Raw genomic sequence first — 17,951 nt, forward strand, 5'->3', positions numbered from 1 at the left:
AGCCCTTTCCGAATAGGGCTTTCGTTCAAAAGTTGCCTGTTCGACGTTCACTCGAATCACGTCGGAAACGCGGGGCGTTGCGCCACGACGGCAAACCCCATCACCGCTGCACCGGCTTCAAACCGTAACCGCGTTTCCATCGTCTGTACGTTGGCGAACCCACTTGCGGCGAGTGCACGCTGCAAGTGCACCTCACTATGCCGAAAGCGGCCAGTGGTGGCCAGTTCGACGCCACTGCCCGCCACCGCATCGGGTAACGCCTCAACTGTAAATGCGAACCAGCCACCAGGGCGCAATGCATGTTGCGAGAGACCCAGTATCCACCCCAGATCGCCGAAGTAAAGCAGTGTGTCGGCCGCAAACAGCAGATCAAACTGCTCATTGACTTCTGCCAGCCACGACGTGAGTTCGGCGCAGTGCAGTTCGTCATAACCAGATCGCGCGACGGCGCGCTCCAGCATGCCTGCCGACAAGTCCACCCCCACCAGCCGGCGTGACAGTGGACGGAGCAGCGGTGCGCACAGACCGGTGCCGCAGCCCATGTCGAGGACATCAAGCGACTGCGCGGTTGGGCTCGGCATGACCGCTTGCATATGTTCGAACAGCGCCTCCGGGGCCCGGTAGTGCAGGCTCTCGCGCAGCAACGAATCAAACTGTCCGGCACCGTCGTCGAAGGTCTTGCGCACAAATTCATCCGACGCACGCTCTGGTAGACCCGCACCGGAATAAGCGGCAAGCAGGTGCTGTGCCGCTGGATCGCTTCGGTCAGCCTCGCACCATGCCTGGACGACGCCCACGGCTTCGCCACGGCGCCCTAACTCATTCAGTGCCCAGGCGAGCGGGCGATAGGCATCGAGGCGAGTGGCATCGAACGCAAGCGCGCGTTGCAGCAAGGCGATGCCCTCTTCCCGATAGTCGCCATAAGCATGCAGGATCAGGCCGAGGCCGCACAATGCCCGCGCATCGTTGTCGTGAAGCGTCAACGCTCGCCGGTAAAGGCTCGCGGCCTCACGATCATGAGACTGCTCCGCCAGCAGGTCCGCCAGCGCGACCAGGGTTTCAAGGTCATCCGGCCCTTCCGCGAGCCGGGCGCGCAGCGTCGCTTCGGCGTCGGCGTGGCTGGTCGTTTTCACGGCCGATAAAGTGTTACCAGCCAGCCAGTGACCGGTCGTCCAGCTTCCTCGCGCAGCTTGACTCTGCCGATGGCAACTACCCGCAGGCCGGCAGCACTGGCTGAGGAGGCAACATGGACCAGGCTGTGCGCGTAACGCCCGGACGGCAACAGGCGATGTGGCTGCGTGTCATCGTCCGAGGCTTCGACCGTGTAGAACACATGGCCGCCGGGACGCAGCGCATCACGCGAGGCGCGCATGGCGTCGCCCAATGCAGCAAAGTAGCAAAGTGTGTCGGCCGAGACAATGACATCGAATGCCGCCACGCTATCCCGCAGAAACGCGACCAGTTCGGCCTTGTGCAGATCGGTGTAGACGCTGCGCGATTGAGCCTTCGACAGCATGCCGCCAGACAAGTCGAAACCGCAAAGCCGTCGGGCCCACGGTGCCAGCAATGGCCCGCACAACCCGGTGCCGCAACCGGCATCGGCAATATCGAGTGACGCCGCCGCTGAGGGATAGACCGATGCGAAAGCGTCGCGAATCAGTTCTGGAGCCCTGTATTCAAGCGATGCAAGCTTGTCGTCAAAGCTGGCTGCAAAGCCGTCGAACACCTTTTCCACATAAGCGTCACTGGCACGGTCAGCGGTGTCGGGCGTGGTCAGGGCTGCCAGATGGTGCTGCAGCACCGGGTTGTCGGGGTCTTCCTGCAGCCATCTGCGGTAGTGCTCGATGGCTTCCTCGGTGTGACCGAGGTGGACCAGTGCGCGTGCCACATGCTCGCGCGAGGCCATGTGCGGCGCCAGGATGATGGCCTGACCGCAGGCATCGACCCCCTCGGCGGTGCGACCCAGCTCAATCAGCGTCTGCGAAAGGTTGTACCAGGCGTAGGCAAATCCCGGCGAAAGCTCGGTCGCACGCCGGAACGCGGCCTCGGCATCAATGAGGCTATCCGTCAACAACATGCGACCAAGATTGTTGTAGCCACTGGCAGCGCCGATGGTCTCGCCGGCCAGCTCGATGCTGCGGCGATAGGCCTTCACTGCATCTGGCTTGCGGTTGATCTTGGCGAGTACGTTGCCGACGTCGTTCCAGCGCCCCGGCTCCTCGGGCATCAGCGCGATTGATCGTTCGATCAATGGCAACGCTTCAAGCGACCGGCCCTGCATGTCGCGCAACGCACCCAACAGATGCAACGCGTCGGGCTCGTCTGGCAACTGCTCAAGAATCGCATTCAGCAAGTTTTCAGCTGCCGCTGCCTTGCCATTGGCAAGCAGCCCTCGAACCAGTTCGATCGATTCCGCGAGCGTCAGGCTTACCGGTCCTTCCGTATTGCCGCCGCCTGTCAGGCCGCTGCTGGGCGCCTCATTGACTGTCATTGCAGTCCTATGGCAACTGAGGGCGATAACAAGTGACTGACCCGGAGACGGTCACCGTGACTGAGCCCTGCGCGCCCCCACTCAGATAGATCGTGTCCAGCGATGAGACGATTCTGCCGCCGAAATTCTGATGCAGCAGATTGACCGATCCATCGCTATTGACCGAAGCAACGACAGCCGTGTGGCGCGGCAGACCAAAGGTGTAGGTCTGCGTGTTGCCATCGGCGTCTTCGGTCGTCGTTGTGAACTGACTGAACTGCAGAACGTCGCCCGGCTGAAGATTGCTGCGCTGGACGACACTCCCCCAGACGTAGAGATCGCTGCCCGGTCGCCTTGCCCCAATGGACTGGATTGCCCGCTCTGCCGCATCCCAGCACTCGCCGCGGTCAATCTGCTGACCAATTCGCGCCTGGAGATAGCTGACAATATTGGCGCCCTGTGCAGGCGTGGCGGGTGTTGGCATGATGCGTCCCTGATGTGTATTGGTGAGCGCGCGCGGGGCTTCCTGCGCGCGACGCTGTGGCGATCACGGCCTCAGCACCGGGCGCCCCTCATCAGTCAAAGACGTATTCGAAATCCCCGTTAGCGACATTGATGGCGATCTTCTGCAGCTCCTTGCCATCGATCGTACGCCGCAGATATTCCTCGGACAGCCGCGGCAGGATGGTGTTGGTCAGGATCGCATCAATCATGCGGCCACCGCTCTCGATTTCGGTGCAGCGCGAACCGATGAGTTTCACCACCTCGTCGCTGTAGCTGAACTCCGCCTTGTGATTTTCAGCGACACGCTTCTTGATGCGGTTGAGCTGCAGGCGGATGATGTTGCCGAGCATCTCGTCGGAGAGCGGGAAGTACGGCACCACCTGAATGCGGCCGAGCAGCGCGGCGGGGAACACCTTGAGCAAGGGCTCGCGCAGCGCCTTTGCGATGGCGTCCGGCTCCGGCATCAGTTCCGGATCGCGCGTCATGCTCATAATCAGCTCGCTGCCCACATTGCTGGTCAGGATGATCACGGTGTTTTTGAAGTCGATCAGGCGGCCCTCGCCGTCTTCCATGATGCCCTTGTCGAACACCTGGAAGAAGATCTCATGCACATCGCTGTGCGCCTTTTCGACTTCATCGAGCAGCACCACGCTGTAGGGCTTGCGCCGCACCGCCTCGGTCAACACACCGCCTTCGCCATAGCCAACGTAGCCCGGAGGTGCGCCCTTGAGCGTGGAGACGGTGTGCGCCTCCTGAAATTCGCTCATGTTGATGGTGATCATGTTCTGTTCGCCGCCGTACAGCTGCTCGGCAAGCGTCAGCGCGGTCTCGGTCTTGCCGACGCCGGAGGGACCAACAAGCATGAAGACGCCGATGGGCTTGTTCGGGTTGTCAAGTTTGGCGCGGCTCGTTTGGATTCGCTTCGCGATCATGTCCAGGCCGTGGCGCTGGCCGATCACCCGCTGGTTGAGCGTGTCGGCGATCTTGAGGATGGCCTCGACCTCATTCTTGACCATGCGCCCAACCGGGATGCCCGTCCAGTCGGCAACGACTGAGGCCACAGCCTGCGCGTCCACCGCCGGCAGGATCAGCGGCGCATCGCCCTGCATCGAAGCCAGCTTGCCCTGCAGTTCACCCAATTCCTTGAGCATCGCGGCGCGGGCATCATCCCCAAGCGGGACGGACGTATCGACTTTGCCATCGCCCGAGCCGCGAAGCTTGCCACGCAGATCAAGGATGGTGTCGACCAGCGCTTTCTCCTCTTTCCAGCGCGCTTCCAGCGTCGCCAGTTTGGCCGCCTCTGCATCGCGCTGGCCCTGGGCATCGGCGCGGCGAGTGCCGACTTCGATGCCGACGGCAGCTTCGCGATCAATGATGGCAAGTTCGACATCCAGCATTTCGATACGCCGCTGAGTGTCTTCCACTTCCGGCGGCGTGGCATGCTGGCTCACCGCAACGCGCGCGCAACTGGTGTCGAGCAGGCTCACCGCCTTGTCGGGCAATTGCCGGGCCGGGATGTAGCGGTGCGACAGCGTCACCGCTGCGGCGATCGCTTCGTCGAGCAACAGCACCTTATGGTGTTTCTCCAGCACCGTGGCGACGCCGCGCAGCATGGCAATGGCTTTTGGCTCATCCGGCTCCGGCACCTGCACCACCTGGAAGCGGCGGGTGAGCGCCGGGTCTTTCTCGATGTACTTCTTGTACTCTGCCCACGTGGTGGCGCCGATCGTGCGCAACGTGCCACGCGCCAGCGCCGGTTTCAGCAGGTTGGCCGCATCGCCTGTGCCTGCCGCCCCGCCCGCACCGACCAGCGTGTGGACTTCATCGACAAACAGAATGATTGGCTTGGGGCTGGCCTGCACTTCGTCGATGACCTGCCGCAGTCGCTGCTCGAATTCGCCTTTCATGCTGGCGCCCGCCTGCAACAGGCCGATGTCGAGCGTCAGCAACGATACTTCCTTCAATTGCGGAGGAACATCGCCCTTGGCCAGACGCAGCGCAAAACCCTCGACAACCGCAGTCTTGCCGACGCCCGCCTCACCAGTGAGGATCGGGTTGTTCTGCCGCCGGCGCATCAGGATGTCGACAATCTGGCGAATCTCTTCGTCACGGCCAGTGACCGGATCGATTTCGCCTTTTCTGGCTTTCTCGGTCAGGTCAACGGCGTACTTCTTGAGCGCCTCCTGCTTGCCCATTTGCGCTGGCGCCATGGCGCCACTTGCCTCGCCCGGTTCGCCGCCAATGCCGGTGCCGTCACTGGCGGTGAGCGCGTCTTCCGGGGAGCCCTTGACAATGTCGGGCAACTTGTCGGACAGCGCATCAATCCCCAGCTTCTCGAACTCCTTCGAGATGCCATAAAGGATGTTGCGCAGCCCCATCGTCTTGACCAGGCCAACCATGATGTAGCCGCTGCGCACCTGCGCATCGCCGTACTTGAGCGTGCCGTACACCCAGGCGCGCTCGACGGCCATTTCGATGTGCTCTGACAAGTCAGAGATCGCAGTGGCGCCGCGCGGCAGGCGATCCAGTGCTTTGGTCAGATCTGCCGCCAGCTTCGACGCATCAACCTCGAAGTGGCGGACGATACGATGCAGATCGCTGTCGTTGTTGGAAAGAATCTGGTGCACCCAGTGCACCAGCTCGACGTATGGATTGCCACGCAGCTTGCAGAAGACGGTGGCGCCTTCGATCGCCTTGTAGAGCAGCGGATTGAGTTTTCCGAAGAGCGCGGTACGGCTGATTTCTGACATGGTCATCCCCTCTTTCTGGACAATGTTGGTTTCGACGCGCTACACAGCACTGGCGTCAGTAAGTCGTTCGGCATCGAGAATGACGTCATCGGCGTCCCGATTGCGCCGCGCAGCAGGCATGGCCATCCAGCTGGTCCAACCCAGACGGCCACCGACACCCAATTGCGTCGCCGGTACCTGTTTGCGTTCGAGTACGACCTGCACATCCCAGGCGATCTCGACGCCCACATAGTTGCGTACCCAGTCGCGTATTTGCAGAAAGCGTACTCCGCCGGGCAGATAGCGCTCGAACTCCGCGAGCGGCATCGCTCCCACCCGCAGACGAAACTTGCTCTGTACATCGGGCACCTTGGCGCCAGCAATCGCTCCCTGACCCAGGCGGGATGAGGCTGTGCCAAGCTCGATCCGGTGCTGGCCACCGTCCCCGGCCGATGCGACAGAGACCAGCCTGGTGCGATCACCTTCTGCGAGCCGCAGCCACTGCGTGCAGTACTCACGCATCGAAACCGGCACGCGCAAGAGCGCAGAGAGGCCACGAATCAAGCCCTCCGGGTTGCGCGTCTGGCGCGTCAAGTGACCGGCGTGATGGAGTTTCAGATGGTCTGGAACGCTGTCACGATCGCGCAAACTCTGCTGACCCAGTCCGACCAGGCTGGCGACGTAGCGACCGAAGTGGTCACGACCGGGATTGTCGAGGCTGGTTACCGCCTGGCAATCAGCCCACGCACGGTAGAACAGGAGAATCATGCGGTGCTGAAAGATGTCGCAGAAACGGGCAATGGTGTCGTCCTTGTAGTGCAACGACCGTTCCTGCACGTATTCCGTGATGTGCTGCGGCAAGGCACCATTCGGGCCGAACAGCCCGAAATGATGCACCGACAGTCGACCCAACCCTCTGGCAGCGACGCCCTCCCGATATTGGTAAAGCGTGGCGGGTGCAAACATCAGCGAGGCGTGCTGCGTCAGCCGTAGCGGTTCATCGCGCGGGCGCGGCGCACGGCCGAGGGGGGTATCACCCTCGATGCAGGCATCGACATGGCGCATTACATAGTAGAAGTCGAACCGCGTCGCATCGGCCGACAAGCCGGAAAACAGTCGCGCCAGACGGTTCGCTGCGTCGCGCGGCGGCAAACCCTGCACTGGTGAAGGATTGGCGGCGGGTGAATTGGCGATGCTGGACATGCAACCGCGCGATCAAACCGTTGGCCGGCGGCCAATTCGTGGCTGCCATTGGCCGATGGCGCCACGCTGCACGGATCGCAACGAAAATTCAGTAAACGAATTGATGCTCACATGCCGCGCGAAAAACTGCTCAAGCACCGCCCCCAGCAACCACGGGCTCACGCCGGCAAACGGAATTTCATCGACCTCCAGTTCGAGTGACACGCCGCGACCGAACACGATCGGCCCACGATTGGGCACCCGTCGATTGACCGCTTTGACCGCCAGCTTCTGCACGCCGCCCACCTGCGCATCTGATCCCGACGCGCCCACCCTGGCGTACAGCTCCAGCAATTCACGCACCGCACTGGCGCCCTGATCTGCATTCACGTCAGTCAGCGTCAGGTAGTTGAGGCTCAGTTGCGAGATCAGCCGCCACGTAATTTCGCGCTCCGCCAGCGCCGGCGATGGCCGCGTGGGCCCTGCGATGAAGCGCACTGCGTCGATCGGTGCCGAGGTCATCAGCGTCAGATCGGTGTCTGCGTTGCCGACGGGCGTCAGCAAAGGCAGGTCACGATTGGTGCACAACGCATCGACCGTAATCTGGCGGAGGTCGGAGGCAAACGGTGCCTCCTTGATGTCTACCAGAGACAGGAAGCACTCGGAGCCGATGTATCCCGTCCGCGGCCCATGTCGGCGCGATTGCTCCGACAGCAACCGTGGCTCGCGGCGAACAGAAAAGTACGCACCGGCGCCGCGACGGTCAACGTCAGCAGCCGCGTAGAACGGATGGAAAACGACCTCGCGATCAGACTCCGCGTGGTGCCCGGTAACACGATTGATCGAGTGGATCTCGAAATCGAGTGGTCGGGTACGTTCGACAACGGCGTGGTACTCAAATCGCGTTGAAGTGACCGGGATGCGATCTGACGTTCGCTGGAACAGATTGACAACTGGCGTGCAGTACAGAGCGAAGTTATCGACATCGATAAGTGGCTCCAACGCTGCATTGGCCTGTTTCAGCAGAAATACAATCTCGAAACGGTTGCCCTCCATCGGCGGCAGGGCACGCTGCAACCCGTTCATCGAGAAAAAGCGAAAGCGATCGGGAAACGCGAAGTATTCGTGCAACAACCGATGCCCATCAAAGGCGCGCGAATTGACCGGCAGCATTGCCTGCTCCACGGCAAAACCCTCTACCCGCAGTGCATCGGGTTGATAGGGCACCAGATGTTTGATCGGCAAACCACCTGCGTGAACCATCACGCCGACGCATTGCGTATGCAAAATCTCCTGCAGGCGGGACGCAACGTCTGGCATCCCCTTTATAAACAGCGGCAACGAGTCAAGCTTGAGGGCCGATACTGGCACTTGCGCGGTCGTTTCGAAGCCAAGGCGCAGTGCACCTCGCACGGGCGCCCCCCAGCGATAACCAGCGATCGGCAGATCAGGGGGAGCCGCTGTCAATCTCGCTTCGGTAAGCTGCACCGGCCAGATCGTGACATCGTCGGCGGTGCGGAACTCGCACGCGGTCTGCTCGTGCGCGGGCAGGCGCGCGCGAAGCCGTGAGTTCCGGGGCAACAGGTGTCCGTCCGGCGAGCCGCCTTCGGACCGTGATGGAGTGAGCTGGGCTATCCCCATGGCTGGAGTCGGCGCCAAGTATCCGGGATAAATCAGATCAAGCAGGCGCTGCGAGAACCGGGGGAACTCGGCATCCATCTTGAGCTGAATTCGCGCCGACATGAAGGCAAAGCCTTCCAGCAAGCGTTCGACGTACGGGTCGGCAACCTCAAGACCGCGCATGCCCAGACGAGCAGCCACCTTCGGAAACTGCTCAGCGAACTCGGAACCCTGCTCGCGGACGTAGGCCAGCTCGCGGTTGTAGTAGTCGAGCATCCGCGGATCCATTTACGCGACTCCCGTCGACAACTGATCGGCGATGGTAACTTGTCCGGTTTCGAGATCGAGCTCGGATCGAATGAGCAGTTCAATTGGAAACGGCATCGACCACAGCTCGCCGCGCAACTCGAACTGCAGCAGGTTGTGGTGCCCCAGACTATCCGCCGGGGCGATCGCAGTCACCTTTAGCGTGTCGGGCAGGATGCGCGGCTCAAAAGTCAGAATCGCCTCGTGGATGCCGCGCTCCAGCTCGCGCCAGTCAACGCCGGAGAAGTGTTGCCCGGACAGTACCGGGATCCCGTAGTTGATGACCGAACGGCGCACTTCCGGATAGTCGTTCAACTGGTCCCGCGTGTGATGCGACGTGGTGTTGAGCAACCACACCAGATCGCGCAACACCGTGCGCTTGAGCCGCCCTTTGGATACCACTGAATTTTGCAGCAGCTCCTGACGGTTACCTGGCTCATCATCAGTCAGTCGGTCGAGCAATGCCGGTTGCAGCCGATCACCTTCGGACCGTAATATCGTGCGCTCATCCATGGCAGCTGCCAGTCAATACGACAGCCCGACATCGCCCCATGTTTTGGCGCTGCGCCTCCATCGCTAGGCAGACTCTGCGCTGGCGAGCGGGAAAGACACCAGACGAGTATCCAGAATTGGATGTTCGCCCACGTCGCTGCTCCATAGACGTTGCCCCATGCCAAACCACATGCCGGGATGCGCTTCGTGCCATTCAGTAACACGCGATTGCTTCAACAGATCTGCATTGTCGCCCGTGGCTTCGGCCGTGCCGGGATAGCGGGCCGGTACGAGCACCGGCACCCGGCCTTCGTTCGGTAGCAGCACCTCGCCCGACGCCCAGACAAGATCACGCAAGTCTGCGGGTGGCTCAAGACTAACGCCCTGGCATGATTCAAGAGGCAGCCAGAAATACTGACCATTGGCAATGATTTCGCACACAGGCCCCAGTCGTGAATCACCGTCGGCAAACCACTCGCAGGCAACGCCGTCAACCGTGCAGGCGCTCGGCTCCGCCTCATCCATCGCACGTTCGCGCAGCGCAGCAGCAGCAGCGTAGTCGCCGCTACCGTCGTGACGCAAGGCTTCAATCAGCGGGCCGATCCATGCCGGAGGTTTGCCCATGACCTGCGGTGCACGTTTGCCAGCGAAGACTTCCGCACGAAACAACTCGTAGCGAATGGCCTCTCGGTAAGTCTGCGCCATCGGCAAGGACTTGGCGTCCATCTGCCCGCAAACCTGCAATTGCGCCAGGGCGCGCGTCCAGTTGCCCATCACGCACAACAACTGAAACAGATGAATTCGGAGCTTGACGTTTGCCGCATCAGCCTTGATGCGACTCTGCAACTCTGCGAGTTGATCCTGCAACGGTGCGTGGCTTACGTTAGACATGTTGCGCTTCCGATCTTCGAAGTGTTCTGTGTGTTCTTGTCGCAGCCCGACCGTTTGCACTGGAACCGTGGTGCTGTCTGTCAAGTCTGTACGTCGCTCGATGCAGGCCGGTACGTCGACGCCGAAAAAGCAAACCGGCGTACAGGGCCGCAAAGCCCTATACGCCGCGCAGGATCAGGAAGAGTGACTAGATCTTCTTGTTCTGCTTGATGTCGAAGCCACCGGTGGTCACGCCACCGTCCGCCCCGCCCTGCTCGTTTTGAGCCTGGTACTCGATCTTGATCTTGGTGAAGTTGAACGAAACCGATGCGTTCGGAATGTCGGCCGAACCACCGAGCTGAACGCTCGAGATCAGCACGTCGCTCATCGTCACTTTGAGGAAGACCAGTTTGGTGCCGCCCGACTTGACCTGTTCGAGTTTTGCCTCGGGGATATGCTCGCCCGTGCAGCACTTCACCAGAAGGTCAGGCACGGATTTGTCCATGCTGGTCGTGAAGTGAAAGTCCTGCAGGTCAGCCTTGCCGGTCCCCATACCGCCACCGAGGCGGGCACTGCCGACGTTGGAACCGCCGAACGAGTACGACTCGAGGTGAATCCAGCCCGGATGCTTGTCGTCCTTGGCTTCACCATTTACGCCGGTAATCTTCAGATATGCGTCAAATGCCATGATGATCTCCTTAAGATCGTGAGAAAAGATGGTTGGTAGGCTTTGCTACTCTGTCAAGCGCCACTAACTTGACGCTCCTGTCTACATAGACGCAACCACCGAGTTGAAAATGTCATCCTTGCAATGAAATGTTGGATGTACCGATCAGGACTTCGACTTCGCCGACGGCAACTTCGACACGAGGCGCAGCGAAACCGTCAAACCTTCGAGCTGATAGTGCGGGCGCAGGAAAAACTTTGACGTGTAGTAGCCCGGATTGCCCTCAACCTCTTCCACCACCACTTCTGCCGCAGCCAGCGGGCGGCGCGCCTTGGTTTCCTGACTGGAAGATTCCGGGTTGCCATCGACGTAGTTGGTGATCCAGTCGTTCAGCCAGCGCTCCATGTCCTTGCGCTCCTGGAACGACCCGATCTTGTCGCGAACGATGCACTTCAAGTAGTGCGCAAAGCGGCAGCACGCGAACATGTACGGCAAACGCGCGGCCAGATTCGCATTGGCGGTGGCGTCCGGGTCGTAGTATTCAGCTGGCTTGTTCAGAGATTGCGCACCGATGAACGCTGCCAGGTCGGTGTTCTTGCGATGGACAAGCGGCATGAAGCCATTCTTTGCCAGCTCCGCCTCCCGGCGATCGCTGATTGCGATTTCCGTGGGGCACTTGAGATCGACGCCGCCGTCATCACTGGGAAAAGTGTGCGCAGGCAGATCGGTAACGATGCCGCCGGATTCAACACCGCGAATTGACGTGCACCATCCGTACTCCTTGAAGGAACGGTTGATGTTGGCCGCCATCGCAAAAGCCGAATTTGACCAGGTGTACTTCGAGTGCGAACCGCCTTCAGTGTCTTCTTCGAACGCAAACTCTTCAACCGGGTTCGTTTTGGCGCCGTAGGGCATGCGCGACAGGTAGCGCGGCATGGCGAGGCCAACATACTTGGAGTCGTCGGAATCGCGCAACCCCCGCCAGGCGGCGTACTCGGTATTACTGAAAATCTTCGTCAGGTCGCGCGGATTGGCGAGTTCCTGCCAGGAATTCATCTGCATGATCGCCGGCGAAGCTCCCGCGATGAACGGGGCATGCGCAGCTGCAGCGACGCGGGCCATTTCACCAAGCAACTCGACGTCCGGTGCGCTGTGGTCAAAGTGATAGTCACCGACCAGGCAGCCGTAGGGCTCGCCACCAAACTGGCCGTATTCTTCTTCGTAGAGCTTCTTGAAGATGGGGCTTTGGTCCCAACCAGTGCCCTTGTAGCGGCGCATCGTCTTGCGAAGGTCGTTTTTCGAAATGTTCATGACGCGAATCTTGAGCATTTCGTCCGGGTCGGAGTTATCGACCAGATACTTGAGGCCGCGCCAGGTGCCCTCCAGCTTCTGAAACTCCTCGTGGTGGAGGATGAGATTCATCTGGTCGGACAGCTTTTTGTCGAGCGCCGCGATGAGGCCTTCAATGGTACGGTAAGCGTCAGTGGAAATTGTGTTGGAGTGCGCCAGCGCCTGTTGAGCCAGGGTTTGCACCGCATTTTCAATTGCGCCACGCGCCTCGTCAGTTTTCGGCTTGAACTCCTTGTTCAGCAGCGACGCGAACTCATTGCCCTGAAATTCGACGTTGCCCAGACTGGTTGCGGATTGCGATTCGGTTGCCATGATCAATCTTCCTTATTCTGGTTACGACTAGGCGCTCGGTGTCTCGTCGGGCTTGGGCGCCGAGGAGAGCGAAGCCATCAGTGCCGGGTCCTGCAGAACCTTCGACAACAGCTCCTCAGCACCGGATTTGCCGTCCATATAGCTGAGAAGATTGTGCAATTGGGTACGCGCTTCCAGCAACTGGTTCAGCGCGCCGACCTTCTTGGCGACCGCAGCAGGCGAAAAGTCATCCATGTTTTCGAAGGTAACATCGACCGACATATAGCCCTCACCGGTCAAAGTGTTCGGTACGGTAAACGCGACGCGGGGCTTGATTGCCTTCATCCGCGCATCGAAATTGTCGAAGTCGATTTCCGTGAACTTGCGATCGGCGATATCGGGAAGCGGCTCTTCCGACTTGCCGGAGAGGTCTGCCATCACGCCCATCACGAACGGAATCTGCACCTTCTTCTCGGAGCCATACACCTCGACGTCGTACTCAATTTGTACGCGCGGCGCCCGGTTCTTCGCAATCCACTTTTGACCACTCTTTTTAGCTGACATGACTGCTTACTCCTTGGTGAAAACGATGATCTGAAATTCAGTAACTCGATGACGAGTCCTGCTGCTGGGCATTGGCCCCGGTGAGCATTTCCAGGTGAGACATGGAGTCAGGCGAAAGCTCACGCATGATGTCCAGGAAAGACATGCTGAGCATTCTCTGCGCACGGCGGGCGAACAGCGCGGCCGGGTTGCTTGGTTCATGCCGTTCAAGATACTCACAGACGCGTTCGAGAGCGCGACGTGCGTCCTCGCGACTTTGAACCAGCCCCGACCCTCCCGCGACGGTAGCACCCGTACCGGTACTGGCCCCCTGGTCCGCGATGCCTTCAGCATCGGCTCCGCTGGCTTGTCCCGACGTGAGATTGCGGATGCCCATGGCGACCGGCTTGAGCACGTTGACCAGGCAGTCAAAGTCGGGCATATCGGCTGCCGAAACCTTGTCTTCGAGCAGTTGCCTGAACCCGAGATAGCTGTCGTAGGCTTGACCGATCGAATCGATATCTGCATTGCCCGATGCCAGCGAATCCCGCAACATGGATTCAACCTGACCGATCGCATAAGGCGCTTCGGGCGAATTGGTGAAGGCCAACTCAACGTCACGATACGTCAGAGTGAGCGGCTGCTTGACAAGCACTGACGCACGCAGTGCCATGAGCAACCGATCTTCGCCTGAATACTCGGTGCCGGAAAAAGCGGCGATGGCGTTCATCCGCAAGTACGGATCGGAATCGCCATCAATGACCACACGCGGATGAACATCGTCCCAATAGCGCTCGCAGAGCGCATGCATCAGGCGGAGCCCGGCAGCAAAGGCGCTTGCGCCGTGCAAATGCGTATTGGCGAGACTGAGCCAGGCGACGACGCGCAAGTCACGGGTACGCTCCAGCATGGCACTTGCCAGCGAATCCACTTCCCGCCAGTCAGGGTCGACCGCCGGAATGACGGTGTCGCCAAATTGCTGCTCGGGCTTTCCGGCAGTTGCCTGAGACAAGGCCAGAAAATCGTTGTCATATTCGCAATCGGGGCCGCAGGCATTGTCACCTGCAATCGGCTCGACGAAACGATCAAAGTCAATCACTGCTGCCCCGCTCCTGATGCTGGTCCGGTTCTTCCATGCCTGTCGGGGAACACACCACGCTATGCCCCCGTCCTGCGGAAACTTGTACGGGCGCGCAAACAACTATCCCCTCCGACTGTAGAAGACTACAACTGTCGTCGTCTCATTACAAGCCGCGCAAAGTGAGTGCGCGTTACAACAAGTTACACCGTCACTCCTTGCGTCTCCTGATAGACGCAAACCGAATGGAAAAAGTGTCAGGCGACCTGTAGCGACATCGGCGGCATCGTGCGCTGGTCATCTTCGTCGGCATCCAGGGCAGACAGTGTGCAACGCACCAGCAAGGCACTGAAATTGTCGTGACCTGGTGCCATGCGACCGCGGACCGCAGCGACCAGATGGTCGCGCCAGACGGCTACGTTGGGACTCATTGCGTGCAACTTGCCCAGCGTCGCGTCGTCAATCAATTCCCAGACGCCGTCACTGCAGAGCAGGATACCGTCGCCGGGAAGCAGTGCGATCGGGGTTTCGCTGACGAAGGGCTCTACCGACTCTTCGTTTGCTCCCAGCGAGGCATAAAGGACATTGCGCTTGGGATGCTCGCGCAACCTCTCTGCAGGATACAAGCCTGCGTCGATGAAGCGCTGCACGAGGCTGTGATCGTAGGATTGCCCGATTACCTGGGCGCTGCGAAACACATAACAACGTGAATCGCCCAGATTTCCAATCAGCGCCTGGCGCTGCCTGTAGTCGACGAGAATGGCAACAAAAGTGGATGCCATACGCGACAGCCGCGTCTCCTTGACCTGCTTCTGCCTGACGGCCAGGTCGGCACTGGATATGCACCGACGCAAGGTGTCTGGACTGAAGGCTGGCATGCGCATGAACTCGGCCCGCGCAGCGGCAATCGCGGTTTGCGCCGCGACATCGCCGCCGCCCTGCCCGCCGGCCCCATCTGCCAGCATGAAAAGGCGCACCGCGCCAAATGCATCGCTGTCGCCGACGGCGTCTTCGTTGTAGTCACGTCCGCCGTCGTGAGAGAAACTTGCCGATTCGAGCCGCAATTCGCCAGCATTCATCATCACCGATCCCCCCCAGACGCGGGCACTTCGCCCTTGATGCGTGCGGTCTCCCGCTCATAGGCCTGAACAAATGCGCGGCCGAAGATGCTCTGGAAATCGTCCTCCGCTTCGCGGCGAATTTGCAGATACCGCTCCAGATACATGTCCCACAATTTCGCTTTGCGGGCAGACGGCATCACCGACTCAAGCACTGAGCCCTTCGCCAGCTTCTCGCCGAGCACGGCCGGATCAAACTTGCCCAGCACCTCGGTCAACGCTGCCCGGGTCCCGGCAATCACACCCACTTCGTGCGCGCGCAAATCGTCAAAGGCGTCGCGCATGGCCACGTCCGCACGCATGAAGCCGGGCATCTTTTTGCCCAGCAGTTGCAGCATCGCGGCGTCTGCGTTGGGCAGAAACTTGAGCGGATTGTTGGCCTGCACCGAAATGATGGTGACGCTCGCCTGCACTTCCCGCTTGGTCGCCGCACGCGCCGCCAGCATGTCAACCGCGCCGGCTGTTGCACTGCGCAGAACGCTGCCAACCATCATCATCACCTCTGGCGTCAATCCCTGCGGCAGCGCTGAAGGTGGCAAACCAGCGCCGCGCAGGAACGCTTCGGTCAGCGCATCGGGTGATGCGGTTGGCCGCTGCGGCGCGGCTACAGGTTCGAAGGCAGCCACAGGGCGTGCAGACGGTGCAGCGGGTACCGGGGCCATCGCCGGCAATGGGCTTGCAGCGACGGTATTTGATCCCGGCACGACCGAAACCGCCGCCGGTTGTGCTACTGGAGACGCCATCAAACCGGCGAACGGATCAACGACTACCGGCGTTGGTGCCGCCTGCTGGAAAGCGGCTAGCGGGTCCGCATGAAGAGGCAAAGGCGGCGCGAAGGCCGCGCCAAGTTCAAGCGAATCGTCCCGCATGGGTCGATGCGTGGGCGCGGCAGCCGGGCTGTCGAAAAGAGCCAGCGGATCGCTATTGCCATCGGCTGGCCCCAGCAACGCTGAAAGGTCCGAGTTTCCGTCACGCGCCTGTGACAACGGGGCATGCAGGGAATCGCCAACTCTGTCGAAGCCCGAGCCATTCTGAAACAGCGAGTCAATTGGCGGTGCAACCGCCGGACCGGAAGCAGCCGCGGCGCCATCTGGTTGGCCCGGCGCCGTCCCGAGCAGACCAGAGAGCGGATCGGCGGCGTTGCGCGACGTCTCGGACGGCATCGCAAATGGGTTGAAGTCGTCGGGAATGAGTGCGCCCGAGATATTTGCGCCCGACGATGCGACCGGTGGCGACGAATACCCGGTGGTCGACAAGCTACCACCGAGTGCTGCAAGCGGATCCGCCACAAGGCCGGCTGGCACGTGACCGATGGCCGGCATGGCCTGCGAAGAGGCAGATGGCGAACCGATACCGACCAGCAGGTTGGCAAAGGGATCACCACCCGCGCTGGGTCCGGGCTCGGGGGCCGCAGGAATCAAACTTGCAAAAGGGGCTGCCGCCGGCGATGAGTACGATGTCGGCGGAGCGACCTGCTGGGGCACAGACGGCGCCGGGAACACCGGCATTGGCGCCGGCGTGGGCGGGAAAACGAACGCGGCTGGGGATGCTGGGGAAGGTAGCGTGCTTGGAGCAACCCCGCTGCCGGACATGCTTCCTCGAGCAGCCGGGCCTGGTGCCCCACCGATTAGCGCCTGCAACGGATCGTTTGTTGCCATGGGTGCTGGTTGCGCTTGGTGTGCTGCCGGTGAAGGCGGAGCAAAGAGGGCGCCAACGTCAACGTCACTGGCTGCCAGCTGTGGCGGCGGGACGGCGACAGGCGCAGACGGCCAACTGATTGCCGAAGCTACGGCGTGCTCAGGCCGCAGAGTATTCGCCGGCGGCACAGCAACATCAGACGCAATGTGCGCGGCGCCAGCAAAGCTTGCCTGAAGGATGTATGGGCCGATCTCGATCAGTGTGCCATTGGCGATGGGTGCCGATTCACCGCTATCCAGTTGCTGGTCGGCCACCGAGATCGGCAGCGACGTGCTGGAGTTCGTGACTGTGGCTACGCCGCCGGGAAAACTGATCGTCGCATGCAATCTCGATACACGCCGATGCTTGTCCGGCAGCGCCATCGAATTGCTGTCGTCACGTCCGATCGTCCCACCGTTCGAATCGAACGCCCGCGCAAATGCTTGCGGCGGCGCCACGGCATCGACAGACACAACCTTGAGAGTCAGACCGGTCATAGTTGGCTAGGTATCACACGCAGCTGGGTTGCGCCTCGTCCTCAGCGGCCAAGCACAGTCCGACGGGCGCGGTCGAATTGTGGCCCCCACACCGGATGCCCGCGTTCCGCCGGCAACAACTCAAAGTTGGGATCAGCGCGGAACGCCTTTTCAAACGACTGCCGACACGCCGTCGTGGCGCCCGATGAGCATTGCGAAAACGCCAGCACCTTCAACGCACGAAGCAACTGCGCCGGATCAAGCGAGCCGTCCGAAATCATCGGATTCAACTGCCTGATGGCAGCCGCAAATTCGCCGCGGTCATAGGCACCTATTGCCGCAACCAGAGCTCGCTCGCTGGCACCAGTGTCAACAGCGGGTGCCGCAGGCGGCGGTGCGACGGGCGCAGGGGGCACGGTCGCCACTGGCGGCGGCGGCGGTGGCGGCGCCGGGTGGTTCACCGTTGCCGGAGGTGGCGTCGCGCAGGCGGAAAGCAAGGCAGCAACGGTGGCGAGGTGGAGGGAACGCATTAACGTCTTCATCATTATTCTCCTGTGCGCGCGAATTTGTGTCCTGCC

15 protein-coding genes and 1 pseudogene are annotated in these 17,951 nt (G+C 61.0%); all 16 read right to left on the reverse strand.

Annotation, left to right across the window (positions count from 1 at the left end; all coding sequences use genetic code 11):
• Nucleotides 1-56: 56 nt before the first annotated feature.
• Complete coding sequence (locus FKL89_RS10670; protein ID WP_156862739.1) at nt 57-1,133, reverse strand: methyltransferase domain-containing protein; 1,077 nt, start codon at nt 1,131-1,133, stop codon at nt 57-59.
• On the reverse strand, nt 1,130-2,491 hold the full coding sequence (locus tag FKL89_RS10675; protein ID WP_156862740.1) for a tetratricopeptide repeat protein: 1,362 nt from the start codon (nt 2,489-2,491) through the stop codon (nt 1,130-1,132). Before FKL89_RS10675 ends, FKL89_RS10670 begins: the two co-directional genes overlap by 4 nt.
• A 7-nt stretch (nt 2,492-2,498) precedes the next feature.
• Nucleotides 2,499-2,954 (reverse strand): hypothetical protein, encoded by a 456-nt coding sequence (locus tag FKL89_RS10680; protein WP_156862741.1) that lies wholly within the window; start codon nt 2,952-2,954, stop codon nt 2,499-2,501.
• A gap of 91 nt (nt 2,955-3,045) precedes the next feature.
• On the reverse strand, nt 3,046-5,724 hold the full coding sequence (tssH, locus tag FKL89_RS10685) for a type VI secretion system ATPase TssH (protein ID WP_156862742.1): 2,679 nt from the start codon (nt 5,722-5,724) through the stop codon (nt 3,046-3,048).
• Nucleotides 5,725-5,763: 39 nt separating this feature from the next.
• Entirely contained in the window at nt 5,764-6,906 is a 1,143-nt protein-coding gene (tssG, locus tag FKL89_RS10690) for a type VI secretion system baseplate subunit TssG (RefSeq protein ID WP_156862743.1), read from the reverse strand.
• Nucleotides 6,907-6,918: 12 nt separating this feature from the next.
• Nucleotides 6,919-8,793: a type VI secretion system baseplate subunit TssF gene (gene tssF / locus FKL89_RS10695; RefSeq protein ID WP_156862744.1), complete on the reverse strand. Its 1,875-nt coding sequence runs from the start codon at nt 8,791-8,793 to the stop codon at nt 6,919-6,921.
• Nucleotides 8,794-9,324 (reverse strand): type VI secretion system baseplate subunit TssE, encoded by a 531-nt coding sequence (tssE, locus tag FKL89_RS10700; RefSeq protein ID WP_156862745.1) that lies wholly within the window; start codon nt 9,322-9,324, stop codon nt 8,794-8,796.
• Nucleotides 9,325-9,387: 63 nt separating this feature from the next.
• Nucleotides 9,388-10,194 (reverse strand): type VI secretion system accessory protein TagJ, encoded by an 807-nt coding sequence (locus FKL89_RS10705; RefSeq protein WP_156862746.1) that lies wholly within the window; start codon nt 10,192-10,194, stop codon nt 9,388-9,390.
• A 187-nt stretch (nt 10,195-10,381) separates the two neighbouring features.
• The gene (locus FKL89_RS10710; protein WP_156862747.1) at nt 10,382-10,861 is read right to left on the reverse strand and encodes an Hcp family type VI secretion system effector; all 480 of its coding nucleotides are present in this window, start codon (nt 10,859-10,861) and stop codon (nt 10,382-10,384) included.
• A gap of 144 nt (nt 10,862-11,005) precedes the next feature.
• The gene (gene tssC / locus FKL89_RS10715; protein WP_156862748.1) at nt 11,006-12,502 is read right to left on the reverse strand and encodes a type VI secretion system contractile sheath large subunit; all 1,497 of its coding nucleotides are present in this window, start codon (nt 12,500-12,502) and stop codon (nt 11,006-11,008) included.
• Between the two features lie 27 nt (nt 12,503-12,529).
• On the reverse strand, nt 12,530-13,045 hold the full coding sequence (gene tssB, locus FKL89_RS10720; protein WP_156862749.1) for a type VI secretion system contractile sheath small subunit: 516 nt from the start codon (nt 13,043-13,045) through the stop codon (nt 12,530-12,532).
• A gap of 37 nt (nt 13,046-13,082) precedes the next feature.
• Nucleotides 13,083-14,123 carry a type VI secretion system protein TssA gene (gene tssA, locus FKL89_RS10725; RefSeq protein WP_238363319.1) on the reverse strand — a complete coding sequence of 347 codons (1,041 nt, stop codon included), beginning with the start codon at nt 14,121-14,123 and terminating at the stop codon, nt 13,083-13,085.
• A 236-nt stretch (nt 14,124-14,359) separates the two neighbouring features.
• Nucleotides 14,360-15,184: a PP2C family protein-serine/threonine phosphatase gene (locus FKL89_RS10730; RefSeq protein ID WP_156862751.1), complete on the reverse strand. Its 825-nt coding sequence runs from the start codon at nt 15,182-15,184 to the stop codon at nt 14,360-14,362.
• Nucleotides 15,184-16,641: a type VI secretion system-associated FHA domain protein TagH gene (gene tagH, locus FKL89_RS10735; protein ID WP_238363320.1), complete on the reverse strand. Its 1,458-nt coding sequence runs from the start codon at nt 16,639-16,641 to the stop codon at nt 15,184-15,186. Before tagH ends, FKL89_RS10730 begins: the two co-directional genes overlap by 1 nt.
• A 474-nt stretch (nt 16,642-17,115) precedes the next feature.
• Nucleotides 17,116-17,394 (reverse strand): annotated as a pseudogene (locus FKL89_RS20575) (FHA domain-containing protein); the annotation flags it as partial.
• A gap of 41 nt (nt 17,395-17,435) precedes the next feature.
• A complete protein-coding gene (locus FKL89_RS10740) occupies nt 17,436-17,918 on the reverse strand; it encodes a TssQ family T6SS-associated lipoprotein (RefSeq protein ID WP_238363321.1) in 483 nt (160 codons plus the stop codon).
• Nucleotides 17,919-17,951 lie beyond the last annotated feature (33 nt).

The sequence above is a fragment of the Casimicrobium huifangae genome, assembly GCF_009746125.1.
Classification (GTDB): domain Bacteria; phylum Pseudomonadota; class Gammaproteobacteria; order Burkholderiales; family Casimicrobiaceae; genus Casimicrobium; species Casimicrobium huifangae.